Origin of the sequence: Nocardioides salarius (assembly GCF_016907435.1) — a bacterium.
Taxonomy (GTDB): Bacteria; Actinomycetota; Actinomycetes; order Propionibacteriales; family Nocardioidaceae; genus Nocardioides; species Nocardioides salarius.
This window is the reverse complement of sequence record NZ_JAFBBZ010000001.1, coordinates 770,448-788,066: the sequence shown is the minus strand read 5'-3', so window position 1 is coordinate 788,066 and position 17,619 is coordinate 770,448. Positions and strand designations below refer to the sequence as shown.

General features: G+C 73.9%; 17 protein-coding genes and 2 tRNA genes. 15 read left to right on the top strand and 4 right to left on the bottom strand.

From position 1 onward, the window contains the following. Positions 1–76 precede the first annotated feature (76 nt). The 3 genes from JOE61_RS03870 to JOE61_RS03860 are packed head-to-tail and all read right to left on the bottom strand — an operon-like array spanning position 77 to position 2,975. Positions 77–1,255 carry a PP2C family protein-serine/threonine phosphatase gene (locus JOE61_RS03870; RefSeq protein ID WP_193667909.1) on the bottom strand — a complete coding sequence of 393 codons (1,179 nt, stop codon included), beginning with the start codon at positions 1,253–1,255 and terminating at the stop codon, positions 77–79. After that, positions 1,252–2,067: an alpha/beta fold hydrolase gene (locus JOE61_RS03865; RefSeq protein WP_193667910.1), complete on the bottom strand. Its 816-nt coding sequence runs from the start codon at positions 2,065–2,067 to the stop codon at positions 1,252–1,254. Before JOE61_RS03865 ends, JOE61_RS03870 begins: the two co-directional genes overlap by 4 nt. Continuing rightward, complete coding sequence (locus JOE61_RS03860; protein WP_193667911.1) at positions 2,064–2,975, bottom strand: 3-methyladenine DNA glycosylase; 912 nt, start codon at positions 2,973–2,975, stop codon at positions 2,064–2,066. Before JOE61_RS03860 ends, JOE61_RS03865 begins: the two co-directional genes overlap by 4 nt. A gap of 32 nt (positions 2,976–3,007) precedes the next feature. On the opposite strand from JOE61_RS03860, the gene JOE61_RS03855 reads away from it, so the two are divergent. From JOE61_RS03855 to JOE61_RS03790, 14 genes are all read left to right on the top strand, one after another. After that, positions 3,008–3,817, top strand: a complete 810-nt coding sequence (locus JOE61_RS03855) for a fumarylacetoacetate hydrolase family protein (protein ID WP_193667912.1) — start codon at positions 3,008–3,010, stop codon at positions 3,815–3,817. Then, positions 3,814–5,295, top strand: coding sequence for a glutamate--tRNA ligase (gltX, locus tag JOE61_RS03850; RefSeq protein ID WP_193667913.1), 1,482 nt, complete (start codon positions 3,814–3,816; stop codon positions 5,293–5,295). Before JOE61_RS03855 ends, gltX begins: the two co-directional genes overlap by 4 nt. Continuing rightward, entirely contained in the window at positions 5,279–6,280 is a 1,002-nt protein-coding gene (locus JOE61_RS03845; protein WP_307822792.1) for a CPBP family intramembrane glutamic endopeptidase, read from the top strand. The genes gltX and JOE61_RS03845 overlap by 17 nt, the downstream gene beginning before the upstream one ends. Before the next feature lie 52 nt (positions 6,281–6,332). Beyond that, positions 6,333–6,404, top strand: a tRNA-Gln gene (locus JOE61_RS03840). 126 nt (positions 6,405–6,530) lie between these two features. After that, positions 6,531–6,606, top strand: a tRNA-Glu gene (locus tag JOE61_RS03835). 146 nt (positions 6,607–6,752) lie between these two features. Next, entirely contained in the window at positions 6,753–7,793 is a 1,041-nt protein-coding gene (locus JOE61_RS03830; RefSeq protein WP_193667914.1) for a polyprenyl synthetase family protein, read from the top strand. Further along, positions 7,790–8,677, top strand: a complete 888-nt coding sequence (locus JOE61_RS03825) for a phytoene/squalene synthase family protein (protein ID WP_193667915.1) — start codon at positions 7,790–7,792, stop codon at positions 8,675–8,677. The genes JOE61_RS03830 and JOE61_RS03825 overlap by 4 nt, the downstream gene beginning before the upstream one ends. Further along, positions 8,674–10,287 (top strand): phytoene desaturase family protein, encoded by a 1,614-nt coding sequence (gene crtI / locus JOE61_RS03820; protein ID WP_193667916.1) that lies wholly within the window; start codon positions 8,674–8,676, stop codon positions 10,285–10,287. Before JOE61_RS03825 ends, crtI begins: the two co-directional genes overlap by 4 nt. Next, a complete protein-coding gene (locus JOE61_RS03815) occupies positions 10,284–10,637 on the top strand; it encodes a lycopene cyclase domain-containing protein (protein ID WP_204797138.1) in 354 nt (117 codons plus the stop codon). Before crtI ends, JOE61_RS03815 begins: the two co-directional genes overlap by 4 nt. Continuing rightward, positions 10,634–10,972 carry a lycopene cyclase domain-containing protein gene (locus JOE61_RS03810; protein ID WP_193667917.1) on the top strand — a complete coding sequence of 113 codons (339 nt, stop codon included), beginning with the start codon at positions 10,634–10,636 and terminating at the stop codon, positions 10,970–10,972. The genes JOE61_RS03815 and JOE61_RS03810 overlap by 4 nt, the downstream gene beginning before the upstream one ends. Next, positions 10,969–12,345 (top strand): cytochrome P450, encoded by a 1,377-nt coding sequence (locus tag JOE61_RS03805; protein ID WP_193667918.1) that lies wholly within the window; start codon positions 10,969–10,971, stop codon positions 12,343–12,345. The genes JOE61_RS03810 and JOE61_RS03805 overlap by 4 nt, the downstream gene beginning before the upstream one ends. Then, positions 12,342–13,493 (top strand): glycosyltransferase family 2 protein, encoded by a 1,152-nt coding sequence (locus JOE61_RS03800; RefSeq protein ID WP_193667919.1) that lies wholly within the window; start codon positions 12,342–12,344, stop codon positions 13,491–13,493. Before JOE61_RS03805 ends, JOE61_RS03800 begins: the two co-directional genes overlap by 4 nt. Then, positions 13,493–13,981: a glycosyl-4,4'-diaponeurosporenoate acyltransferase CrtO family protein gene (locus JOE61_RS03795; protein ID WP_193667920.1), complete on the top strand. Its 489-nt coding sequence runs from the start codon at positions 13,493–13,495 to the stop codon at positions 13,979–13,981. The genes JOE61_RS03800 and JOE61_RS03795 overlap by 1 nt, the downstream gene beginning before the upstream one ends. Next, a complete protein-coding gene (locus JOE61_RS03790) occupies positions 13,981–14,799 on the top strand; it encodes a phosphatase PAP2 family protein (protein ID WP_193667921.1) in 819 nt (272 codons plus the stop codon). Before JOE61_RS03795 ends, JOE61_RS03790 begins: the two co-directional genes overlap by 1 nt. Here JOE61_RS03790 and JOE61_RS03785 read toward each other — a convergent pair. Further along, a complete protein-coding gene (locus JOE61_RS03785; protein WP_193667922.1) occupies positions 14,750–15,997 on the bottom strand; it encodes an LCP family protein in 1,248 nt (415 codons plus the stop codon). The genes JOE61_RS03790 and JOE61_RS03785 overlap by 50 nt on opposite strands. A 113-nt stretch (positions 15,998–16,110) precedes the next feature. Between JOE61_RS03785 and JOE61_RS03780 the strand changes: the two genes are divergently transcribed. Further along, complete coding sequence (locus JOE61_RS03780; RefSeq protein WP_193667923.1) at positions 16,111–17,619, top strand: DNA-3-methyladenine glycosylase 2; 1,509 nt, start codon at positions 16,111–16,113, stop codon at positions 17,617–17,619.

The window sequence follows — 17,619 nt, the reverse complement described above, 5'->3', positions numbered from 1 at the left end:
GGCAACCCCGCCATGGTGTGGCGCACGTCGCACCCCGGTGCGGGTGCTGTGCTGCAGGCGGGGGCCGACGACGGCGTCAGCGCGTGGGCACGCCGAGCGCGAGCAGCGCGATGTCGTCGCGGGCGTCGCCCTGCTGGAAGTCGAGCACCTCGCTCAGCACGTCGTCGACCACCTGGCGAGGCCGGCTCGAGGCCGCGGCGTCGGCGACCCGGAGCAGCCGGTCGTCGCCGAAGAAGCCGAGGGGGCCCGTGGCCTCGGTGACCCCGTCGGTGAAGAGCACGAGCGTGTCGCCGGCGCCGAGGAAGATCTCGCGGTCGGTCCAGGTGGCGTCGTCGAGGACCCCGAGCAGCGGGCCCAGCAGGTCGAGCTGGCGGGCGCGGTCGTCGACACGCAGCAGCAATGGCGCGGGGTGCCCGGCCACCCCGATCTCGGCGCGCCAGCCGTCCTCACGACGTCGCAGCCGCACCAGCACGGCGGTGCAGAAGCGGTCGCTGCTGTGCTGCAGCAGGGTCTGGTTGACCTGCTCGAGCAGCAGGCAGGGGCGGCGGGTGCCCACCGCCAGCGCGCGCACCGTGTAGCGCACGAGGGCGGTCACCACCGCCGCCTCGGGCCCCTTGCCGCGCACGTCGCCCAGCACCACCATCCAGTCGTCCTCGGCCAGGCTGAAGACGTCGTAGAAGTCGCCGCCCACCTCGGTGCCGTCACCGGCCGGGCGGTAGGCGGCCGCCACGTCGAGGCCGGGCACGTGCGGGGGGATCGGCGGGATCAGCGTCTCCTGCAGCGTGCGGGCCAGGGTCTGCGCCCGCGCCTCCGAGGCCTCGGCGCGCTCCTTGGCGAGCAGCAGCTCCCGCTCGTAGCTGCGCCGCTCGGTGGCGTCGAACACCGCGATGCGCACGGCCCGCACCGACCCGTCGCCGTGCCGGTCGAGGGTGGCGTTGACCAGCACGGGGAGGCGGGCGGTGTCGCTGCGGCGCAGCTCGACGGCGATCTCGCGGACCTCGCCGTGCATCCGCAGCGACGGCGCGAAGTGGGTCTCGTGGTAGATCCGGCCGCCGGGGGTGAGCAGCTCGACGAAGGTCATCGAGGAGAGTTCGTCGGTGGTGCGGCCCAGCCACCGGGCCAGGGTCGCGTTGGCCCGCAGGATGCGACCGTCGGCGTCGGTGGTCAGGTAGCCGCACGGCGCGTGGTCGTAGAGCTCGTCGGCCTCGTCGCCGGGGGTCAGGCCCGGCGGTCGGCCGGGCGACTCGCCGCTCACGCCGTCACGGCGTCGAGGTCGCCCACGAAGTCCGCGATGGCTCGTCCGGTGGCGTCGGGGGCGCTGAGGTTGGGGCAGTGACCGGTCGCCTCGAGCATCACCAGCGAACCCTGCGGCAGGTGCTGGGCGACGTACTCGCCGACGGCGACGGGCGCGATCACGTCGTCGGTGCACTGCAGCACCAGCGTCGGCACGTCGACCTGCGGCAGCAGGTCGCGGTGGTCGGAGCGGAAGGTGGCGTCGGCGAAGCGACGTGCCACCTCGGGGTCCATGCGGCAGAAGCTCTCGGTGAGCTCGGCGCCGAGCTCGGGGCGGTCGGCGTTGCCCATGATGGCCGGGGCCATCGCCGACGACCAGCCCAGGTAGTTGCTGGCCAGCGAGTCGAGCAGCTCGTCGATGTCCTCCTCGGCGAAGCCGCCGGTGTAGCCGGGCGCGTCGACGTAGCGCGGGGAGGGCGCGACCATCACCAGGCCGGCCACCCGCTCCGGCTCGGCGACGGCGGTCATCGCCACGAGCATCGCGGCGACCGAGTGGCCCACCAGCACCACGTCGCGCAGGTCGAGGTCGCGCACCACCTGGGTGATGTCGTCCGCGTAGCCCTCGAGGGTGCCGTAGCGCTGCTCGTCGTAGGCCGACAGGTCGGAGGCGCCGGCCCCCATGAGGTCCATCAGGACGACGCGGCGGGTCTCCTCGAACGCCGGAGCCACGTGGCGCCACATGTGCTGGTCGCAGCCGAAGCCGTGCACGAAGAGCATCGGGGGTGCCTCGGGCCGACCGGTCACGGACACGGCGTGGCGGCTGACGGCACTCATGCGTCGAGCCTACGCGCGTTCGTGCCGCGCAGGTCGCGATCCTGGACCAGATGGTCACAATGGGTGAGCAGGCGCGCGCGCAGCGGGGCCGCCCGCTCCGCGAAGCCGGCCTGCGCGGCGGCGTACTCGCGCTTGCCCTCGGCGGTCTCGATGCGCACCGGCGTGAAGGGGCGCCCGTCCACCTCGAGCCCGCTGAGGTCGTACGGCGCTGCGCGCATGTCGAGGACCCGGATCTCGCGGGCCAGCTCGAAGCAGTCGGCCACCAGGTCGGAGGGCACCATCGGGCTCAGCCGGAAGGCGTGCTTGTAGAGGTCCATGCCGGCGTGCAGGCAGCCCGGCTGCTCGAAGTCGGCGCGGTCGTCGACGGCGGGGGAGAGGGTGTTGAGCGGGCGGGCCGGCTCGGTGAAGAACCGGAAGGCGTCGAAGTGGCTGCAGGAGATGCGGTGCGACTCGACCACGGCGTCGGTGCCCTCGTTGCCCAGGCGCAGCGGCCAGTCGGCGTGCCGGGTCTCGTCGTCGGCGAGGCGGTAGACCATCGCCCACTCGTGCAGGCCGAAGCAGCCCAGCTGGGCCGGACGCCCGGCCGTGGCGCGCAGCAGCCGGCGGGTGGCCTCCAGCAGCGGGCGCTGCCGCTCGACGTGCTCGGCGCTGACCGCCACGGCCCCGTCGGTGCTCGCGTAGCCCTTCAGGCCGGCGTACTCCGGCGCGTCGGCCAGCGCGGTGCCCACGCCCGGGTGCCAGCGGCGCAGCTGGGCCGGGCGCTGGGAGTAGTAGGTGAACAGGAAGTCGTGCACCGGGTGCTTGACCCGGGCCTCGCGACGCTCCAGGTGCGGGGTCACGTAGGCGTCGACCCGGGCCGCGTGTGACGCGGCCCGCGCCTGCCACTCCTCGCGCTCGAGCACCTCCACGGGCACCAACCGTAGGTCGCTAGGGTCGGGGCGTGCGCATCGCGAGATTCACCACCGGCGAGGACCCGCTCTACGGCGTGGTCACAGGCGAGCTCGACGAGCTCGGGCAACCGAGCGAGGACAGCGTGGTCGTGGCCCTGGCCGGCGACCCGTTGTACGTCGGCGTCAAGCTGCTCGACCAGCAGTTCCGGCTGCCCGACGTGCGGCTGCTGGCCCCGGTGCTGCCGCGCAGCAAGGTGGTCGGCATCGGTCGCAACTACGCCGCCCACGCCGCCGAGCTGGGCAACGACGTGCCGAGCGAGCCGATGATGTTCCTCAAGCCCAACACCAGCGTGGTGGGCCCGGGCGACCCGGTCTTCTACCCGCCCCAGACCCAGGACCTGCACTACGAGGGCGAGCTCGCCGTGGTCATCGGGCGGATCTGCCGCGACGTCCCGGCCGAGAGGGCCACCGACGTCATCCACGGCTACACGGTCGCCAACGACGTGACCGCCCGCGACCTGCAGCGCCGCGACGGGCACTTCACCCGCGCCAAGGGCTTCGACTCCTTCTGCCCGCTCGGGCCGTGGATCGAGACCGACCTCGACCCCCAGACGTTCAAGGACGGCGTGCGCCTGCAGACCTTCCTCAACGGCGAGGTCGTCCAGGACGGCTCGACCGCCGACATGGTCTTCGACATCCCGGCGCTGGTCGCGCACGTCTCCAGCATCATGACGTTGCTCCCGGGCGACGTCATCCTCACCGGCACCCCCGAGGGTGTCGGTCCGATGGAGGTCGGTGACGAGGTCGAGATCTCGATCGACGGCCTCGGCACCCTCACGAACAAGGTGGCAACCCGATGAGCACCCCCGTCCGCGTCCGCATGGCCCCGTCCCCGACCGGCTCCCCGCACGTCGGGCTGGTCCGCACGGCGCTGTTCAACTTCGCCTTCGCCCGCCACGCGGCGCTGCAGGGCCAGGACGCCACCTTCGTGCTGCGCATCGAGGACACCGACAAGGAGCGCTCGACCGAGGAGTCCTACCAGGCCATCCTCGACCTGTTCCGCTGGATCGGTCTCGACTGGGACGAGGGCGTCGAGAAGGGCGGCCCCTACGGCCCCTACCGCCAGTCCGAGCGCGGCGACCTCTACCGCGACGTGCTCGCCAAGCTGGCTGCGTCCTCGCACACCTACGAGTGCTTCTGCACCAACGAGGAGGTCGACGCGCGCCGCAAGGCCTCGGGCTCGAAGGTGATGGGCTACGACGGCTTCTGCCGCGACCTCTCCGCCGAGCAGCGCGCCGCCTTCGAGGCCGAGGGCCGTGCCCCGCTGGTGCGCTTCCGGATGCCCGACGGCTCGATCACCTGGGACGACCTGGTGCGCGGCGACGTCACCTTCGACACCACCCACGTGCCCGACTTCGCGCTGTGCCGGGCCAACGGCGACCCGCTCTACACGCTCACCGCGCCCGTCGACGACGCGACGATGCACATCACCCACGTGCTGCGCGGCGAGGACCTGCTCTCCTCGACCCCGCGCCAGATCGCGCTCTTCGAGGCGCTCAAGGCGATCGGCGTCGCCGGGGAGACCCCTGCCTACGGCCACCTCCCCTACGTGATGGGCGAGGGCAACAAGAAGCTCTCCAAGCGCGACCCCCAGGCGCACGCGCTGGCCTACCGCGACCAGGGCTTCATCCCCGAGGGCCTGATGAACTACCTGGCCCTGCTGGGCTGGGCGATCGCCGCCGACCGCGACGTCTTCAGCCTCGAGGAGATGGTCGAGGCCTTCGACATCAAGGACGTCAACCCCAACCCGGCGCGCTTCGACCTCAAGAAGGCCGACGCCATCAACACCTCGCAGATGCGCCGGCTGTCGGTCGAGGAGATCACCCACCGGGTGCTGCCCTTCCTCAAGGACGCCGGTGTGGTCGGCGACCCGGTCGGCGACGCCGACGCGCGGCTGCTCGAGCTGGCGATGCCCCTGGTCGCCGAGCGCATCAACAAGCTCAGCGAGGCCCCGGCCATGCTCGGCTTCCTCTTCGTCGACGAGGCCGACTTCGCCATCGACCCCGACGACGCCGCCAAGCTGCTCACCGAGGACGGCCTGGGCGTCGTGCGCGCGGCGCTCAAGGCCGTCGAGGGGCTGGAGCAGTGGTCGACCGCGGCCATCCAGGACGCCCTGCAGGCCACGCTGGTCGACGAGATGGGTCTCAAGCCGCGCAACGCCTTCGGGCCGGTGCGGGTGGCGATCTCGGGACGCCGGGTCAGCCCGCCGCTGTTCGAGTCGATGGAGCTGCTCGGGCGCGACCGGTCGCTGTCGCGGCTGCGTGGCGCGCTGGGCTGAGCCGCTCGTGCAACCCGAGGAGCGCCTGCCCGACCACCGGCTGCCCTACCACCGGCTGCTGAGTGCTGCCCCGCGTCGGGGGTGGTGGACGCTGCTCGGGGTCGCGGTGCTCGGTGTGCTGTTCATCGCCCTGCAGCTGGTCATCACGCTGGCCCTGACCCTGTGGCTGGTCCTCGGTGGGCTCGACGTCGGTACGGCCTTCGAGCGGGTCACCGGCCAGGGCGAGGTGATGCCGTCGTTCCTGGCGCTGGTCAACCTGGGCTGGGCGGTGACCATCCCGGTTGCCCTGGGCATCGTGTGGGTGGTGCACGGGGTCTCGCCGGGCTGGTTGTCGTCGGTGGCCCGGCGGCTGCGCTGGGGCTGGATGCTGACCTGCTTCGGACTCTCGTTCGTCGCCCTGGTCGCGACGATGGTCGTCTCGGCGCTCGTGCCCGTGCAGGAGAGCGTGGCGATCGACGGTGGGCTCAACGACTTCACCCGCACCACCCGCGACTTCCTGCTCGTGGTGGTGCTGCTGACCCCGTTGCAGGCCGCAGGGGAGGAGTACGCGTTCCGCGGCTACCTGACCCAGTCCTTCGGTGCCGTGCTCTCGCGCTGGCCCCGGGTGTCGGTGACGATGGCCGTCGTGGTGCCCGCCGTGGTCTTCGCCCTGTTCCACGGGGTGCAGGACCCGCCGGTCTTCGTGGACCGGCTGGCCTTCGGGCTGGTGGCCGGCGCGCTGGTGGTGCTCACGGGAGGCCTCGAGGCCGGCATCGCCATGCACGTGCTCAACAACTTCCTGGCCTTCGGGATCGCGCTGGCCTTCAGCGACATGACCACCGCGCTCAACCCCACCGGCGGCACCTGGTGGAGCCTGCCGGTCACGATGACCCAGAGCCTGGTCTACCTCGGAGTGGTCGTCTGGTGGGCCCGCAGGCGGGGGATCGCCACCTCGGCGGGCGCCGGCGAGGTGGCCGTTTTGGCTGCCCGGCGCAGCCGCGTGTAAGGTTTCCACCGGTCCTGAGGGGCGCCGAAAGGCGGCCTGAAGAACCCCCCAGTGGGATATGGTGTAATTGGCAACACGACTGGTTCTGGTCCAGTTATTCTAGGTTCGAGTCCTAGTATCCCAGCGAGCAGCGACTCTGTCGCGGAGCCCCGAGAACCATCGGAGCCCCGCGATTTTGTGCGGAAAGCCGGCTCCGGCTAGTGTTCCGCAGGTTGCTCCGGAGAGGTCGCAAGGCCGATCCGACTGCCACGCCCCCGTTGTGTAGCGGCCTAGCACGCCGCCCTCTCAAGGCGGTAGCGCCGGTTCGAATCCGGTCGGGGGTACCACGCAGGAACAGCAGGCCCCAGCCCCTCGGGCTGGGGCCTGCTGTGTCTCACCGGCAGCGGACCCAGGCGGACCCAGAGGGTGACCTGATCGTGCGACACCGGTCCGTAGGGTCTCTCTGACACCTGTCAGGCGCACCGGAGGACCGGTGAAGGCACCCACCACCGACCAGGCCCTGCGCCGGTTGCTCGACGAAGGCCGCTCCCGGGCCCAGGCCGTCGGTCCCGACCACCTGCGGCTGTGGGACGCCCTGGCCCGCGGCGCCGAGGGCGGCAAGCGCTTCCGCCCCGCGCTCGTCGTCGCCGCCCACGACGCCCTCGACGGCACCCGTCGCGCCGCGGCGGTGCAGGTCGGCGCCGCCGTCGAGCTGCTGCACACGGCCCTGGTGGTCCACGACGACGTCATCGACGGCGACGAGGTGCGCCGCGGCCGGCCCAACGTCAACGGCACCTTCCGCGCCCGGGCGCTCGCCGAGGGCGCCACGTCCGCGGGCGCCGACACCCTGGGACGCACGGCAGGCATCCTGGCCGGCGACCTGGCCCTCACCGCCGCCGTGCGCGCGGTGGCCACCTGCGGCGCGCCCGGTGCGGTCACCGCACGCCTCCTGGACCTCCTCGACGAGGCCCTGCACACCACGGCGGCCGGCGAGCTCGCCGACGTCCAGCTCTCGCTGGGCCTGCAGGACGCGACCCCGGAGGAGAGCCTGGCGATGGCCGAGCGCAAGACCAGCGCCTACTCGTTCGCGCTGCCCCTGCAGGCCGGCGCCGTCCTGGCCGGGGCCGACGAGGAGACCCTGCGCGGGCTGGGGGAGGCCGGACGGGTCGTCGGCACCAGCTTCCAGCTGGTCGACGACCTGCTCGGGGTCTTCGGCGACCCGGCCCGCACCGGCAAGAGCTCCACGAGCGACCTGCGTGAGGCCAAGCAGACGCCGCTGCTGGTCCACGCGCGCTCCACCCCCGAGTGGCCCCTCATCCAGCCTCTCGTCGGGTGCGACCTCGGGGCGTCGCAGCTGGCCGAGGTCCGCAGCCTGCTCACGCGCTCGGGCTCGCGCGCCTTCGTCGAGGAGCTCGCGGCCTCGCACCACGCCGCCGCGGTGCTGGTCGTGGAGGGGCTGGGCCTGCCGGTCGAGGTGCTCGGGCCGTTGGCCTCGCTCCACGCGGCCCTGGGCGACCGCGGGGCGGCCGCGTGACGACGCGGCGGGACGGGCGTGCCGCACGTCGGGCGGCGACGCTCTACGACTCGCTGTCCGAGGACAGCGCGGGCCGCGTGATCCGCGCCTTCTCCAGCTCCTTCGGCCTGGCCTCCCGGCTGCTGGGGGAGCCGGTGCGCACGCGCGTGCGCAACCTCTACGCCCTGGTGCGCGTCGCCGACGAGATCGTCGACAACACCGACCCCGGCCTCGGCGCCGAGGCGCGCGCGACGATGCTCACCTGGTTGCACGACGACGTCCGGCACGCCGTCGAGCACGGCTACAGCGCCAACCTGGTGGTGCACGCCTATGCCCGCACCGCCCGCAGCTGTGGCATCGGCGCCGACCTCGTGGACCCGTTCTTCGAGTCCATGCGCGCCGACCTGGAGACCACCGAGCACACGCAGGCGAGCTTCGAGCGCTACGTCTACGGCTCGGCCGAGGTGGTGGGCCTGATGTGCCTGCGCGTCTTCCTCGCCGAGACCGGGCCCGGGCGTGATGCCGAGTACGCCCGCCTCGCCCCGGGCGCCCAGCGCCTCGGTGCGGCGTTCCAGAAGGTCAACTTCCTGCGCGACCTCGCCGACGACCACGACCTCCTGGGACGGCGCTACTTCCCCGGCCTGGACGTCGAGCGGTTCAGCGACGCCGACCGCGACCGGATCCTCGACGACATCGACCAGGACCTCGCCGCAGCCGCCGCCGTGATCCCCGCTCTGCCGCGCAGCAGCCGACGTGCCGTCGGGGCCGCCCACGCGACCTTCGCCGAGCTCTGCTCGCGCCTGCGCGCCACCCCCGCCCCCGAGATCCGCCGGACCCGGGTGCGGGTCCCCGACCCGGTGAAGGCCCGGCTGCTGGCCGGAGCCCTCGTCAGGAGCCGTCCATGACCTCCCTGCTGCCCCAGCGCCGTGCCGCCCGCCACGACGGGGGGCCGCGCCGCGTCGTGGTGGTGGGTGGCGGGATCGCCGGGCTCGCGACCGCCGCGCTGCTCGCCTCGCGCGGACACAGCGTCGACCTGCTCGAGAAGAACGACGAGCTCGGCGGTCGCGTGGGCAGCATCGAGCGCGACGGGTTCCGCTTCGACACCGGCGCTTCCTGGTACCTGATGCCGGAGGTCTTCGAGCACTTCTTCGCCCTGCTCGGCACGTCCGCGGCGGCCGAGCTCGACCTGACCGTGCTCGACCCCAGCTACCGGGTCTTCTTCGAGGGCCACCCGCAGCCGCTCGACATCCGGCCCGACCGCGCCCACAACCGTGCCGTGTTCGAGGCGGTGGAGCCGGGGGCGGGGGAGCGGTTCGACGCCTACCTGGCCTCCGCCGAGGAGACCTACGACATCGCGCTGCGGCGCTTCCTCTACAGCAACTTCGACTCCTCGGCCTCGTTCCTGCGCACCGACGTGCTGCGCCGGACCCCGCGCCTGTCCCAGCTGCTGACGCGCTCGCTGGGCAGCCACGTGGCGAGCCGGTTCGACGACAACAGGCTGCGCCAGGTGCTGGGCTACCCGGCGGTGTTCCTGGGCTCCTCCCCGAGCCGGGCGCCGAGCATGTACCACCTGATGAGCAGTCTCGACCTGGGCGACCGGGTGCTCTACCCGCAGGGGGGCTTCACCCGGCTGGTCGAGGTGGTGGCCGACCTGGCCCGGCGCCACGGCGCACGCCTGCACACCGGCTCCGCCGTGACCAGGATCCTGACCGGCCCCGCCCCGCGCGGCTCCCGGGCGCCGGTGCGGGGGGTGGAGCACACGACGCCCGAGGGGCAGCCGGTCACCCTCGAGGCCGACGTGGTGGTCGGCGCGGCCGACCTGCACCACCTCGAGACCCGGCTCCTGCCGGCCGAGCTGCAGTCGCACCCCTCGAGCGCGTGGCGACGACGCTCCCCGGGTCCCGGCGCGGTGCTGGCCATGCTGGGCGTCGAGGGCGCGCTGCCGCAGCTGGCGCACCACTCGTTGTTCTTCACCTCCGACTGGGAGCAGAACTTCGGCGACATCTTCGGTGCGTCCGCACGGGTGCCCGACCCCGCCTCCATCTACGTCTGCAAGCCCTCGGCGAGCGACCCGACGGTCGCGCCCGAGGGGTGCGAGAACCTCTTCGTGCTGGTGCCGGTCCCGGCCGACGTCGGCATCGGCGCGGGTGGGGACGACGGCGCCGGCTCCGAGACCGTCGAGCGCACCGTCGACGCCGCGGTCGCCCAGGTGGCGGCCTGGTCGGGGGTCCCCGACCTCGCCGGGCGCGTCCGGGTGCGCCACACCGTCGGACCCGCCGACTTCGAGCAGCGCTACAACTCCTGGCGCGGCGGCGCGCTCGGCCTCGAGCACACGCTGCGCCAGAGCGCGTTCCTGCGCCCCGGCAACGTGTCGTCCAAGGTCGAGGGCCTCCTCTACGCCGGCGCCAGCACTGTGCCCGGTGTCGGCCTGCCGATGTGCCTGATCAGCGCCGAGCTCGTGCTCAAGCGGATCTCCGGCGACCGGTCCTCGGCCCCGCTCCCGGTGGCGCCATGAGCCTGCTGCAGTGGTCGTACGCCGCGATGCTGGGCTTCTGCCTCGCCGGGACGCTGCCGCTGGTGCCGGCCTTCCGGCTCGACGTGCTGCGCCAGCCCCGGCGGCTGCTCCTGACCGTGCTCCTGGCCGGCACCCCCTTCCTGCTCTGGGACCTCGGCGCCACCGCGGCGGGCCACTGGCACTTCGACGACGCGCAGACCCTGCCGTGGCGCGTGGCGGGCCTGCCGCTGGAGGAGATCGCCTTCTTCGTGGTGATCCCGCTCGTGTCGGTCCTCACGCTGGAGGGCGTGCGCACCGCGCACCCGCTGGTCTTCGGGCGCCGCGCCGAGCGCGAGGAGGACGCGCGGTGACCTACACAGCCCTCGCGGTCGTCGGGGTGGTGCTGGCGGTGGTCCTCGACCGCTGGGTCGTCGGCACCCGGCTCACGAGCACGTCCACCTGGTGGTGGGCCTACGCCATCATCATCTTCTTCCAGCTGCTGACCAACGGCTGGCTCACCGGCCGCGGCATCGTGCGCTACGACGCCGACGCCATCATCGGCACCGAGCAGATCACCTTCCTGGGCGACGGGCGGCTGGTCTACGCCCCCGTGGAGGACCTCGCCTTCGGCTTCGCGCTGGTCCTGGGCTCCTGCATCGCGTGGACCCGGCTGGGCCGCCACCGCGGCTCCGAGGAGGCGGCGTGAGCGTCTCCGAGCGGCTGCAGGCGATGCAGCCCACCGACATCGGTGTCCCCGGCCCCACCTCGCTCGACATGGCACGCGCCTTCCGGTCGGTGCGCGCCGACCCGCTCTCGTTCCTCGTCGACGTCGCGGACCGCTTCGGCGACCTGGTCGCCTTCCCCGTGCCCGGCGCACCGGCGCTGCTGGTCAACGACCCGGCGGACGCGCGGCACGTCCTGCAGACGGGCGCGCGCAGCTGGGGCAAGCAGACCGTGCAGTACGCCGCCCTGGCCAGGGTCACCGGGCCGGGCCTGCTGGCCTCGTCGGAGTCGAGCTGGATCGAGCACCGCCGCCTGGCCGCGCCCGCCTTCCACCACGAGCGGCTGCAGGCGGTGGGCCAGGAGGTGGCGGCCGCGGTCGACGATGCCGTCCGTGAACGGCTGGGCAGCAGCAGCGGCACCGAGGTCGTCGACGTCGCGGCGCTGACCCACCGCATCGGGCTCGACGCGGTCGGCCGCGCCCTGTTCTCCACCGACCTGTCGGGGCAGGCGCGCCAGCTGCTCGCGGCGACGGCGGACGCGGCGGAGCTCGTGGTGCGGCTGGGCAGGTCGATCCTGCCCACCGCCGCGTGGGTGCCCAGCCGCACCAACGTGCGGCTGCGCGCGACCCGGCGCCGCCTCGACGCGATCTCCGCCCAGATCGTGGCCGAGCGCCGGGCCCGGCGCTCGATGGACGGCGCGCACGGTGACGACCTGCTCGGGCTGCTGCTCGACAGCGGGCTCGACGACGTCGCGATCCGCGACGAGCTGGTCACGATGGTCATCGCGGGCCACGAGACCGTCGCGGGTGCGCTCGCCTGGACCCTGATGCTGCTCGCCGAGCACCAGCCCGCCCAGGACCGCCTGCGAGCCGAGCTCGCGGCCCACCGGGGCCCGGTCTCGCTGCTGGGCCACCGCGAGACGCTGCCGTGGACCCGCGCCGTCGTCGACGAGTCGCTGCGCCTGTTCCCCCCTGCCTGGGCGCTGTCGCGGCGCGCGCAGGCCCCCGACGTCATCGGTGGCCACGAGGTGCCGGCGGGCACGCTCGCGATCATCAGCCCCTGGCTGCTGCACCGCCGCGCGGCGACCTGGTCCTCGCCGGCGTCCTTCCGCCCCGAGCGCTTCCTCGACGGCGCGTCCGTGCGCGCCGGCTACCTGCCCTTCGGCCTCGGGCCGCGGCTGTGCATCGGCCGGGAGTTCGCCCTGGGGGAGATGGTCCTGGTGCTGGCCCGCCTCCTGGGGGAGTACCGGGTCGAGGTGCCCGACCGGTGGACGCGTCCGGAGCCCCAGGCCCAGGTCGCCGTCCACCCCCGGGGAGGAATGCCCCTCCTGCTCACCCGCACCGGGGAGGCCGGGTGAGCGACCTGGTCCTTGCGGTGGTGCTGCTGACCGGCACGCTGGCCGGCGCCTGGCAGCTGCGCGACCTGCGGACCGTGCCCGCGCGCGTCGGTCCCGGCACGGGCGCCTCCCGGGTCTCGGTGGTGGTGCCGGCCCGCGACGAGGAGGCGAGCCTCCCGGCGCTGCTGGCCGGGCTGGAGGGCCTCGACGACCGGGCCGGCGAGGTGGTGGTCGTCGACGACGGCTCGGTCGACGCCACCGCCGAGGTGGCCCTGCGGAGCGGCGCGACGCTGCTCACGGCCACGCCGCCACCGCCCGGCTGGACCGGCAAGGCCTGGGCCTGCCACCAGGGCGCCCGGGCCACGTCGGGGGACCTGCTGCTGTTCCTCGACGCCGACACGGTGCTGGGGCGCGATGCTCTCGCGGGTCTGCTCGCGGTGCACGCCCAGCACGGCGGGCTCGTCTCCGTGCAGCCCTTCCACCGGGTCGAACGAGCCCACGAGCAGCTCTCGGCGTACTTCAACGTGGTGGCGCTGCTGGCCAGCGGCGCCTTCGCCCGCCGCCCGAGCGCCCGCCCGATGGCCTTCGGTCCGTGCCTGCTGACGTCGCGGGCGGACTACGAGCGGGCGGGGACCCACGCCGCGGTGCGCGCCGAGATCCTCGACGACGTCGAGCTGGCCCGTGCCTACGACCGCGCGGGCCTGCCGGTGCGGTGCCTGGCCGGGGGCGGCTCGGTGCAGATGCGCAGCTATCCCGCCGGCCTGGCCCAGCTGGTGCGGGGCTGGACCAAGAACATCGCCTCGGGCGCCTCGGCGGCCGCCCCGGTGCCGACGCTGGCCGCCGTGCTGTGGCTGTGCGTCCACCACGCCGTCGCGGTGGGCCTGCTGCTGGCGCTCGTCGAGGCCGGTGGCGCGTCGGCGGGTCCGCCGGCACACGGGCACCCGGCGCTGTGGGTCACGGCCTGGGTCGTGACGGCCTGGCACCTGCGGCTGGTGCTGCGCCGGGTCGGGTCCTTCCGCTGGTGGACCTGGGCGGTCTTCCCGGTGGCCCTGCTGGCCTTCGACGTCGTCTTCGCGCGCTCGCTGGTGGCCACGCTGCGGGGCTCGGTGCGCTGGCGCGGGCGCGAGGTGGCCTCGAAGGGCCGCGAGCACACCGAGGAGGGAGCCTGATGCTGCGACTGGTGATGCCCGAGGTGGTGACCGTCGTGGTCGACGTGGTCGCGTGGGGCGCCTTCCACGCCGCGACGGGGTACGCCGCCCACCGGCTCGGCGACGAGCGCCTGGACCGCGAGGGGTGGTGGCTGCGGGCCCGGCGCTTCGAGGCCCGGGGCACGTGGTACCGCCGCCGGCTGCGCATCCACCGGTGGAAGGACCGGCTGCCCGAGGCCGGCGGCCTGTTCCGCGGCGGCATCAGCAAGCGGCAGCTGCCGTCGTACGACGTCGCGGGGCTGGAGCTGTTCGTCCAGGAGACCCGGCGCGCCGAGCTCACGCACTGGTGGGCGATGGCCTGCGGGCCGCTGTTCGTGCTGTGGAACCCGCCGGTGGCCGCGGTGCTGCTCGTGGCCTACGGGGTGGGTGTCAACCTGCCGTTCATCATGATCCAGCGCTACAACCGCTTCCGCACCCAGGCGCTCGTCGAGCGCCTCCGGAGCCGGTGATGCTGCGCCTGTCGGGCTCCGGGCACGGACCGGTGGCGCAGCTGCTCATCGCCTGGTCGCCGCTGAGCCTGATCCTGGTCGCCTACGGGGTGGCCGGCTGGATCAGCGCGCCCCTGGGGGCCGGCGACGGTGCCGAGAGCAACCGGCTCGGCTTCGGGGTGGCCGTCGCCGCGCCGGCCGACGCCGAGCGGAGGATCCTGGGCGGGGTGCCCTCGGTCTGGCTGCAGGAGCGCCTGGTCGACGGGTCGACCCACTGGTACGACGCCGCCGCGGCGCTGGTCTACAGCACCCACTTCGTGGCCATCCCGGCGCTGACGGCCCTGGTGTGGTTCCGCCTGCGGGACCGCTTCGCCGCCCTGCTGGCCACTCTGCTCACCTTCACCGTCGTCGGGATGACCGGCTACGTGGTCTACCCCGCGGCGCCACCGTGGCTGGCCGCGGACCGGGGCGTGGTCGGCGCGGTGCAGCGGGTCTCCCACCTGGGCTGGGAGCACCTGCACCTCGACTGGATCGGGCTGTTGACCGTCAGCGGGCAGTCGGGCAGCAACCCGGTGGCCGCCATCCCGTCGCTGCACGCCGGCAGCGCGCTGCTGGTCGCGCTGGTCCTGTGGCCGGTCCTGGGCCGGCTGGGACGCACCGTCGCGGTGGCCTACGTGCTGGCGATGGCCCTGACCCTCGTCTACACGGGCGAGCACTACGTCGTCGACGTCCTCGCCGGGTGGCTCACCGCCGCGGTGGCGGTGGCGGTGGGCTGGACGACGAGGCGGATCAGGCGCACAGGCCGTTGGCGAGCGCCTCGGCCTGCTCCTGCTCGGTAGGGGCGTCGTCCTCCGGCTCGGCGCTCGCGCTGGGCTCGTCGTCCGGCCCCCCGGTGGGGTCGCTGGGCGAGGCGGAGGGGCCTCCGTCGCCGCCCACCGGGTCGGCGGCGTTGATCGAGCCCTCCTTCAGCGTCGGGCTCAGCGGCTTGTCGCGCTTGATCCGGGTCCAGAGCTTGTCGGCGTCGTCGGTCCACACCAGCCGGTTGGGGTCGGGCTCGTAGGCCTCGAACGGCACGCTGATGAACTTGATGTCGCTCAGCCCGGTCTCACGGAACTGCAGCGCCAGGTCGGCCAGCCTGCTGAGGCTGTCGAGGTCGGCGTCGAGGGTCAACGAGCCGGTCGCGGCCTTGAGGAAGCCGTAGACGCGGTCGGGGCGGGTCAGCGTGCCCGCCGAGACGACCTTGTTGACCATCGAGGCGATGAACGCCTGCTGGCGCTTCATCCGGCCGATGTCGGAGTTCGCCGAGAGCACCGAGCGCTCGCGCACGTACTTCAGCGCGTCCTCGCCGTCGAGCACCTGGGTGCCGGCGTCGAGGTAGATCTTGGTCTTCGGGTCGGCGACCTCCTTGGGCAGGCACACCTCGACACCGCCGACGGCGTCGACCATGTCGACGAAGCCGTTGAAGTCGACCGTCACGTAGTGGTCGATCAGCACCCCGGTCAGCTGCTCCAGGGTCTGCACGGTGCAGGCCGCGCCGCCCTCGGCGAAGGCGGTGTTGAACATCGCGAGCTCGGCCCCCGGGATGGTGCTGCCGTCCTCGGCCATGCAGTCGGGGCGGGTGACCAGCGCATCGCGCGGCAGGGACACGCCGTACGCGTCCTTGCGGTCGGCGGAGACGTGGATGAGCAGCGTCGTGTCGGAGCCGCCCCCGCCTGACTCGCCGTCGATCGCGCAGCCCTCGCAGCCCCGGTCGTCGGTGCCGAGCACCAGGATGTTGAGCGGCTCCTTGGGCCCCTCGACCTCCTTCTTCTCGGGACGGTTCATCAGCTGGTCCTCGATGTCCTGCACCTCGAGGCCGGAGTCGAGCCGGTCGTAGGCCACGGCCACGGTCCCCGCGGTGAGCAGCGCCAGGCACAGCTGGCTGATGAGCACCACCCGCCACACGGTCCGGCGGTGGCGGCGCTCGGCGCTGATCCGCCGGCGGCGCCCGGGACGCGGCGCGGGCCGGTCGGTGCTGAGGTCCTGGTCGTCGTCCACCCGGTGATTCTCCCCGACCCGTGGTGATCTGCGCGACACCCGGCGCCCGGGCGGCTCCTGGTGGCGTCCGATTCCCGCCAGTGCGGATGGGTGCCGTGGGGGAGGATGGGCCCATGACCGGCCTGGAGGGACTCGACGCGGACTCCTGCTACGCCGCGGTCAAGGCGCGCGACCGGCGCTTCGACGGCGTCTTCTGGACCGCGGTGCGCACGACCGGGATCTACTGCCGGCCCTCCTGCCCCGCCCGCACGCCGGCGGCGCGCAACGTCACCTTCCACCCCAGCGCCGCCGCCGCCCAGGGGGCCGGCTTCCGGGCCTGCAAGCGGTGCCTGCCCGACGCGACCCCCGGCAGCCCCGACTGGGACGTCGCGGCCGGCGCCGCGGGCCGGGCCATGCGCCTGGTCGCCGACGGCGTCGTCGACCGCGAGGGCGTCGACGGGCTGGCGCGCCGGCTGGGCTACAGCCCGCGGCACCTGACCCGGCTGCTGACCGCCGAGCTGGGCGCCGGCCCGCTGGCCCTGGCCCGCGCGCGCCGCGCCCAGACCGCGCGGGTGCTCATCGAGACCACCGACCTCCCGCTGAGCGACGTGGCCTTCGCGGCCGGCTTCGCCAGCGTGCGGCAGTTCAACGAGACCGTCCGAGAGGTCTACGCGCAGACCCCGGGCCAGCTGCGGGGGCGGGGCGGCGCCGGGGCGCCCACCGCGGGAGGCATCTCGCTGCGCCTGGCGGTGCGCACCCCCTTCGCCGGGCAGGCGCTGCTCGGCTTCCTGGCCTACCACCTCGTGCCGGGCGTCGAGACGGCCGGACCGGGCTGGTACGCCCGCACCCTCGACCTGCCGCACGGGCCCGGCACCGTGCGCGTCGACCTCGACCCGGCGATCGACGAGGCGCCGGCCGGTGGCGTGGCGATGGTGGTGGCGCACTTCCGGCTCACCGACCTGCGCGACACCACCGCGGCCGTCGAGCGCGTGCGCCGCCTCGTCGACGCCGACTGCGACCCGCTCCCGGTGGCCGAGCACCTCGGCGCCGACCCGGTCCTCGCTCCGCTGGTGAGCCGCGCACCGGGGCTGCGGCTGCCCGGCCAGGTCGACGGCGACGAGACCGCGGTGCGCACCGTCGTCGGCCAGCAGGTCTCGGTCACCGGGGCCCGCACCGTGGGCGGGCGGATCGTGGCCGCCCACGGGCGCCGCGTCGAGACGGGCGTGCCGGGCCTGACCCACCTGTTCCCCAGCGCCGCGACGCTCGCCGAGGCCGACCCCGAGACGCTGCCGATGCCCCGGGCGCGAGGTCGGGCCCTCGTCGCGCTCAGTGCCGCCCTGGGCGCCGGCGACCTCGCGCTCGACCGCGGCCCGGAGCGCGACGACGTGCGGGCCGCGATGGTGGCGCTGCCCGGGATCGGCCCGTGGACCGCCGACTACGTCGCGATGCGGGCCCTGGGCCACCCCGACGTGTTCCTGCCCACCGACCTGGGGGTGCGCACCGCGCTGACCCGGCTGGGTCGTGACCCCGCGACCGAGATCGCCCGCTCGGCGCAGTGGAGCCCGTGGCGCTCCTACGCGCTGATGCACCTGTGGCAGACCCTGATGCCCGCCCCGCCCCGAGCAGACCCGGAGGACGACTGA